5 protein-coding genes and 1 tRNA gene are annotated in these 6,830 nt (G+C 33.4%); all 6 read right to left on the bottom strand.

Annotation, left to right across the window (positions count from 1 at the left end):
• Positions 1-91: 91 nt before the first annotated feature.
• Entirely contained in the window at positions 92-1,873 is a 1,782-nt protein-coding gene (locus MmiHf6_RS02070; RefSeq protein WP_316558056.1) for a hypothetical protein, read from the bottom strand.
• Between the two features lie 1,104 nt (positions 1,874-2,977).
• Positions 2,978-3,562: a hypothetical protein gene (locus tag MmiHf6_RS02075; RefSeq protein ID WP_316558057.1), complete on the bottom strand. Its 585-nt coding sequence runs from the start codon at positions 3,560-3,562 to the stop codon at positions 2,978-2,980.
• A 269-nt stretch (positions 3,563-3,831) separates the two neighbouring features.
• The gene (thiI, locus tag MmiHf6_RS02080; RefSeq protein WP_316558058.1) at positions 3,832-5,046 is read right to left on the bottom strand and encodes a tRNA uracil 4-sulfurtransferase ThiI; all 1,215 of its coding nucleotides are present in this window, start codon (positions 5,044-5,046) and stop codon (positions 3,832-3,834) included.
• A gap of 128 nt (positions 5,047-5,174) precedes the next feature.
• Positions 5,175-5,247 (bottom strand) — tRNA-Gln (locus tag MmiHf6_RS02085).
• 204 nt (positions 5,248-5,451) lie between these two features.
• Positions 5,452-5,856 carry a helix-turn-helix domain-containing protein gene (locus tag MmiHf6_RS02090; RefSeq protein WP_316558059.1) on the bottom strand — a complete coding sequence of 135 codons (405 nt, stop codon included), beginning with the start codon at positions 5,854-5,856 and terminating at the stop codon, positions 5,452-5,454.
• Positions 5,857-6,217: 361 nt separating this feature from the next.
• The gene (locus MmiHf6_RS02095; RefSeq protein ID WP_316558060.1) at positions 6,218-6,529 is read right to left on the bottom strand and encodes a DUF2551 domain-containing protein; all 312 of its coding nucleotides are present in this window, start codon (positions 6,527-6,529) and stop codon (positions 6,218-6,220) included.
• Positions 6,530-6,830: the final 301 nt, after the last annotated feature.

A 6,830-nucleotide genomic window follows, 5' to 3' on the forward strand; every position in this document is an offset into this window, starting at 1 on the left:
TCAAAAACGATTAAATGTAATGAAATTAGTTGAAAATAGTCAATTATGATTATTCTTTGAAAATAAAAAAAAGGTTTTAATAAATTTTTTTTTAATCTCCGTGCGGAATATCGAGTTCTTTCATTTCTTTATCCAATTCTTTTTCAATTCTCTTGACAATGGTTTTAAGTATTTTGATTCTGGCGTAATATTTGTCGTTGGCTTCAATAATGACCCACGGCGCATCTTTTTTATCTGTTTTGATAATCATTTCATTCACGGCATCATAATATTGATCCCATTTTTCGCGGTTGCGCCAGTCTTCGTCTGTTAATTTCCATTGCTTCAGCGGATTTAAAGAGCGGGCGGTAAATCGTTCATATTGTTTTTCTTTGCTGATATGCAGCCAGAATTTTATGACGATCATGTCATCGTTTGTCATCGCTTTTTCAAAATGATTAATCTCTTCATAAGCGCGCGACCATTCTTCTTCAGTGCATAATCCTTCGATCCGCTCAACCATGACGCGCCCGTACCAGCTTCGATCATAAATGGAAGTTTTACCGCACGGCGGCACGCCGTCCAAAAAACGCCTTAAATAATGATATTTCTGATCGACTTCAGTCGGCGTTCCGATCGGAATCACGCGGTAATAACGCGGATTCATCGCTTGAACAATACGCTTGATGCTGCCACCTTTTCCGGCCGCGTCCCAGCCTTCAAAAACCAAAACCATCGGCTTTTTGTTCAAAAATAATGAATAGTGGGCAAAAGAAAGCTTCTTCTGATACTTTTTCAGCTTCTCTTTGTATTCCTTTTTTGTATATGATTTGGATAAATCCGCCAAGTCCAGCGGTTTTGCAGCAATTGAATTTTGAGATTTTCCGTTTTCGGCGGCTTTATTGCTTGTTTTTTCATCATTGATTTCTTCAAAACTTGTTTTTTCATCATTAATATCTTCAAAATTTGCTTTTTCATCATTGACTTCTTCAAAATTTATTTTTTTATTATTGACTTCTTCAAAATTTATTTTTTTATTATTGACTTCTTCAAAATTTGTTTTTTCATCATTTGCCGTTTTTGATTCATAATCGATTTGCTCTTGTTTTGTTTTTGTTTCATAAATGATTTGTTTCATTTGATCGATTATGATTTTCATAGTGCCGGCGGTTGCTTTATCAATGTCCGGGTCGACAAAATACAAGTGCCAGGGAGCATTTTTCGTATTCGTTTGTTCTATAACTTCTTTGATGACGTAAATGTCTTTTTTGTAAATCTTTTCAGTAGATCTTTTATCGATATCGTACGGAATGATTTTCTTCCAAATCTTTTGACTGTCGACTCTTTTTTCTTTTCGGGCGCCTAAATATATTTTAATGAAACGGGTGCCGTTATCATAAAGTGTTTTTTCAAAATCATTGATTGTTTTGACGAGGCGCGTAAATACAGGCGTGTTGACAACTTTTTTGTCTGCCGGCTCTGTTAAAACAGTTTCCAAATTTGTTTTATGCGTCAAATTTTGGCATCCGAATTTTTCGGAATCATTTAATAAATGTTCGATCAATCCGCGCATATACCAGCTGCGGTCAAAAACGGCGATTTTTCCTTTCGGCGGTGTTTTGCGGCTGAAGCGGAAAATAAACGGCTGCTTATTTTCTTCCGATGTCGGCGTGGTCGTAAAATAAAAATCAAAACCGCGCGAGTCAAGAGGTAAAAGCTGACGGTTAATGATTTCGCCGATAAAAACATCATACCATCCTTCAAAAACAATGATCAAAGGAATTTCAAGCTCTCTTGCTTCTCTTTGTAAAACGCCGAGCTCATCGCTGTATTTTTTGATTAATTTTGAAAAATCCGTATCTTCCGGAAAATCCTGCTTTATTTCAGAAACCATTCTGTCACCTGTTTTTAACGTTTTTAATATACAAATATTATTCTCGGAATAAATATATAATTTTGTTTTCAAATAATTTGTTTTTGATTAAAATGAATAAATTTTTTAACAGTTGTTTCAATTTTTTGGTTTGTATAATTGAGTTAACAAAATCATACAAATTTGAACAAAAATTCATTTTTTCAAAAAAATTTAATTTTTTTAATTTTTTCTTGTTTAGTCGATTTTCTCAAAAATGCAAAAATTCTAAAGACATTATGAATACAAGAATCGAAAATCTCAAAATGTTTTCAAAATAACTTTTTTGCAGTAAATACCCATTAAATCGTTCGAAAGTCCTAAGTTCATAGAGTCTTTGGAATGGTCGAGTTTGGAAAAATACATTTTTTCAGAGATTTTTGATGACCAATTTCATATATACATATAGTCTTTAGAACAAATGTGTTTTGTTGAAATTTTCAAAAATATTTTTAATTTTTCGGGTAAAATTTCTTCGAAAAAATTTAGAAAGTCCCCAAAAATTGCCTATGTTTTGAAGCTAATATTTGAATTAATGAGTCTATATGTTTTGATTGATTTCTAATTATATAAATATAGTCAAATAATTTTAAACATTATTACTTTTTTAATAAAGATTCTTTTAAAAATTTTACTGAGTGTAAATACATTTAAAATAAATAACATAAGTTTGGACTTTTTAATTCATTTTAAAATTTTATTTTTTATTAACTTAACTTTTTCCCAAATTTTCAAAAATATTTTATTAAAATGATCTTTCAAACATTTTGTAAACACAAATATTGTCGGCTTTCTGCTGAACTGCCGTTATCATCAGTTTTTCCGCTTGCACCGCCGCTGTCGCGCGCGAGCCGCACAAATTTTAAAAACAAATATTGAAAAATGGTTCCCTCGCTTTTGATTTAAAATTAAAAGAATGATAACAAAATCAAATTACTCATTTCGAATTAATTTTTTTAAAATTAATCGTATTTGTTAATTTCAATACAAATTAACCAATTTTGAATAATCATAATTTTTCAAAAAATAAAAAATTAAATAAACCGAGTTTTTTGGTTTATTCAATTCATATAATTATTCCACAAATTATTCCACACATTCCACTTTATTAAAACCAAGGAAAAAAGTTCCTTTTTCATTTGATTTTTCAAAATTATAAGCTTCGCGGATATATTCATCACTCGGTGTCGACGGCGATCCCAAAACGGCATCTTCGACTTCAAGCGCTCCCAAATCACAGGGTTTTGGCGGCAGCACGACAATCGGTTTTCCGGTTTGACCGACCGTTTTTGTTTTGTCCATAATAAATGTGCCCATCACCATGAAATCCGGATGTTCTTCATATTGAGCAATATCATTTTCGGAACAATCGAATCCGATAATTTCTCCGCCTTGCATCATAATGACATTCGGCGGCTCCGGCCAAACATATTCTTTGTTTGTCGTAACACATAAAATATGATCGCGCTTGAACACTTCGGCAATTCCTTGGTTATCGCCTTCACCCATGCCCATCAAAACATTTCCTTTGGCTTCTTCTTCAAGCTGCTCAATTATTTTTTTATCGACTTCAGTTAAAACGAAGACTTCTTCAACGCCTTTGACCTGAAGCATATATTCTTTCACAGCTTCGACTAATTCATCCTGAGTCGTACAATCACACGCTGACATTTGATTCCTCCGTATCAAAGTTCAAATAATGATAATAAATTATGAAATGAAATTATGAAATGAATCCATAATATATCCATAATGAATCATAAATTGTATTCACTAATATCGCTTTACTTGTATTTAAAAAATAGCAGTCTTTTTCATTAAACAATGGAAATAAATGAAAATAACTCAAAAAAGATTAATAACTCAAAAAAATCACAAAAATGATTAATTTTTAAATAATTTATTAAAATCAATTAAAATCGGCGAATGAATAAATTCAGTCAAATTTTCATTACAATAATTTCAGCCTCTTCAACCGTTTTTTGAACCATTTCATCAATATCAAATGTGAATTTTTCTTCTTCCAAAACGGCTGCCGTCAAAACGGCTTTCACTTCCGGTTTATCGGGAACGGCCAAACACTCTTTTTCACCGTTGGAGCGAATCGAAATATCAAAAGTCCCGATTTTCTGCGCGATATCTACAATTTCCTGCTTATCAAACGCAAGCAGCGGATGATAAAGCGGCAAACTCAAACCGTATGTTTCGGAAAGCATATTTTCAGCTGTCTGTGAAGCGACTTGTCCGAGAGACGAGCCTGTAATAATGCCGCTCGCATTTTCTTTTTCCATAACGGCGCCGGCAATTCTGAACATAAAACGCTTGCACATGAGACAAATATTTTTATGACCCGTCGTCTGCATCATTTTTGTCATATATTCGCTGTTTTTGATTCGATAAATTTTTTGTTTTCGACCGGGTGTCCATGAAAAAAGAACTTTGGCGTTATCGATTGCTTTTTCAGCAACGATCGAACCTGCATATTCTTCATTATCAAAAAAAACGGGAATTATTTCAACGCCGCGCCTCATCATCATCCAAGCGGCAACGGGAGAATCGATTCCGCCGGAAAGCAAAACAATCATTTTCCCCTGTGTTCCCGTCGGGAAGCCGCCCGGACCTTTAATTGTCTCAGAATAAACATATGATTCGGACTGGCGGACTTCGACAAAAACTTCTTTATCGGGATTTGTTAAATCAACAGCCGGCGTTTTACCGGCTTCGAGCAACTTGTTCCAAATCGCATCGCCGCATTGTCTTGCAATTTCATTGGACGTAAAAGAATGATTTCCCGTACGGCGCGCGCGGACGGCATAATTTTCGCCGTCATGAATCATTTCGTTTCCGATATCGGCGCAAAGAGCCGTGATTTCTGCCGGTTCGGACAAGCAGGAATAAGCGGGTGAAACGCTGACAACACCGAAAACGAGCGCCGCTTTTTCGGCGGCTTTCGGATCTGTTGTGTGAATAAAAATGCGGCCGAAATCTCTTTGGATTTTTGAAAAAGAAACGCCGTGAAATTCAAGCATTTGCTGAATGTTATTTTTTAAAATTTGTTCATAACGATCGCGAACGCCTTTGCTTTTAAGCGACAGCTCACCGTAGCGGACAATAACGATTGTTGTTGCTTTGGAATCTGCCTGCTGATCTGTCATAAACATTCTCCACGTATCGTTTATTGATAAATGTAATTAACGGATTTTTGAATTATGATTTTAAAGTATAATAAAGTATAAAATATTATAAAGTATTATAAAATAAATGTAAAAAACAAAAAATGAAGTAGCCCGGCACGGATTCGAACCGAGGTTACAGGATCCAGAGTCCCGTATGATTGACCACTACACTACCGGGCTTCGTTGTTTTCAGAATTAAACAAACCCTACTAATGTAAAATCCTATAAATAGTTTTCCGACCGATTGTTATTTTTAAAGAATCTTTAAAGAATTTGAATGAATATAAAATAAAAATAAAATAAAAATAAAATAAAAATAAAATAAAAATGAAATAAAAATGAAATAAAAATGAAAAGAGAAGACTCAAAAATTATTTTGAATCATCAATCCATCGACTCTTCGCTGTTTTCCAAAATTGCCGTCCACCACCAGCGGGCCATGTCCATTAAATCTTTTGAAAATTGTCCCGACAAATGATATTTTTTATTTTTGACAGTAATTAAGCCGGCGCCGGTCAATTTGTTTCTCATGGAATAAAAAGACGCGCGGCTGACTCCTAAATATTCGATGATCATTTTCCAATCTTCCGTTCGAAGCGGATTTCCTTCTTTTTGCCGGGATTCAACCAAATTTAAAAATTTTTGGCCGCGAATCGCGGTCGCATCTTCCTGAAACAGGCGGCGCATCAAACTGTAATACGGATCGCGTGAACTGCTGATCCTCGCGCTTGATTCTGAACGAATCACGATTGTTGTTGCTGTTTTAGGTGCATTTTTGACAATAGACATAACAGCTTATTGTCTTCCTTTGTTTTTATTTCTTTTTAATTAAAAATGAAATTAATCATAAATTGTCAAATAATTGATAAATTAATTTAAAATAGTTAAACAAATACAAATTAACCATTTTTATCAAATTACAAATAATCAGATAAATGATTGATATTAAAATATCAATAAAAATCAATACAAAAATAAACAATACATAAAACAAACAGAAAATAAACAAAACAAAAAATAAACAAAATCGAATTTAAGGGAATAGAATTTTAGTAAAATCAAAATGAGATCACATCACGTCATCGTAAAGAAAAGAAACTTAAAATAAATGACGGAAAAGCGCTCCGAATCAAAAGTGGCGTTCTTGATTTCAGATCGCATTGACTGATTTTAAACAATTTTTAATCAAATAGACATATTCGTCTTTTACAGTGTAAACTGTTGGTGTTTTATATGATTCCTTGCGGGATTTTAAAATGCCGACCTTTGACTGAATATATCCGATCATTGAGGCAACTTCGTTGCGCGTGACCTGATATTCTTCAGATAATAAGTCATGCATTTGACTGACTGTGAATTCTTTGACTTTTACAAAAAGCCCTAAGAATTTTTTTCGATAACCTGTAGTGTCTGCCGCCACGAACTGTTCAAGGCGGGACATGATGCTTTCTTTCAAAGACATAGTTGATACCTCTGAAAATGTTAAAACAATTTGAATCGGAAGTTTATAGAAATTGACAGAAATTCATCGTTTTTTTAAATTCCGTCATAAATATTTCTATAATAGGCTTCAATAGACTGCATCATATAAAAAGTTATCATAAAAACATTCGACAGAATCTTATTCTTCATTTTTGAAAGGGGATGCTTCTGTTTTTAATTTTTTTATATTATATTATTCGTAATTTTTCCGAATAATGTCAAAATTTCATTTAAAAATTTTCAAAGTTGAATCTTTAAATCTTATTGAATAATAACACTGT

It is taken from the genome of Methanimicrococcus hongohii (assembly GCF_032594095.1).
GTDB classification, from domain to species: domain Archaea; phylum Halobacteriota; class Methanosarcinia; order Methanosarcinales; family Methanosarcinaceae; genus Methanimicrococcus; species Methanimicrococcus hongohii.

Coding starts and splice junctions, on each gene's coding strand:
- MmiHf6_RS02075 (WP_316558057.1), bottom strand. CDS start 3,562: ATGTCAGCGTGTGATTGTACGACTCAGGATGAATTAGTCGAAGCTGTG.
- thiI (WP_316558058.1), bottom strand. CDS start 5,046: ATGACAGATCAGCAGGCAGATTCCAAAGCAACAACAATCGTTATTGTC.
- MmiHf6_RS02090 (WP_316558059.1), bottom strand. CDS start 5,856: ATGTCTATTGTCAAAAATGCACCTAAAACAGCAACAACAATCGTGATT.
- MmiHf6_RS02070 (WP_316558056.1), bottom strand. CDS start 1,873: ATGGTTTCTGAAATAAAGCAGGATTTTCCGGAAGATACGGATTTTTCA.
- MmiHf6_RS02095 (WP_316558060.1), bottom strand. CDS start 6,529: ATGTCTTTGAAAGAAAGCATCATGTCCCGCCTTGAACAGTTCGTGGCG.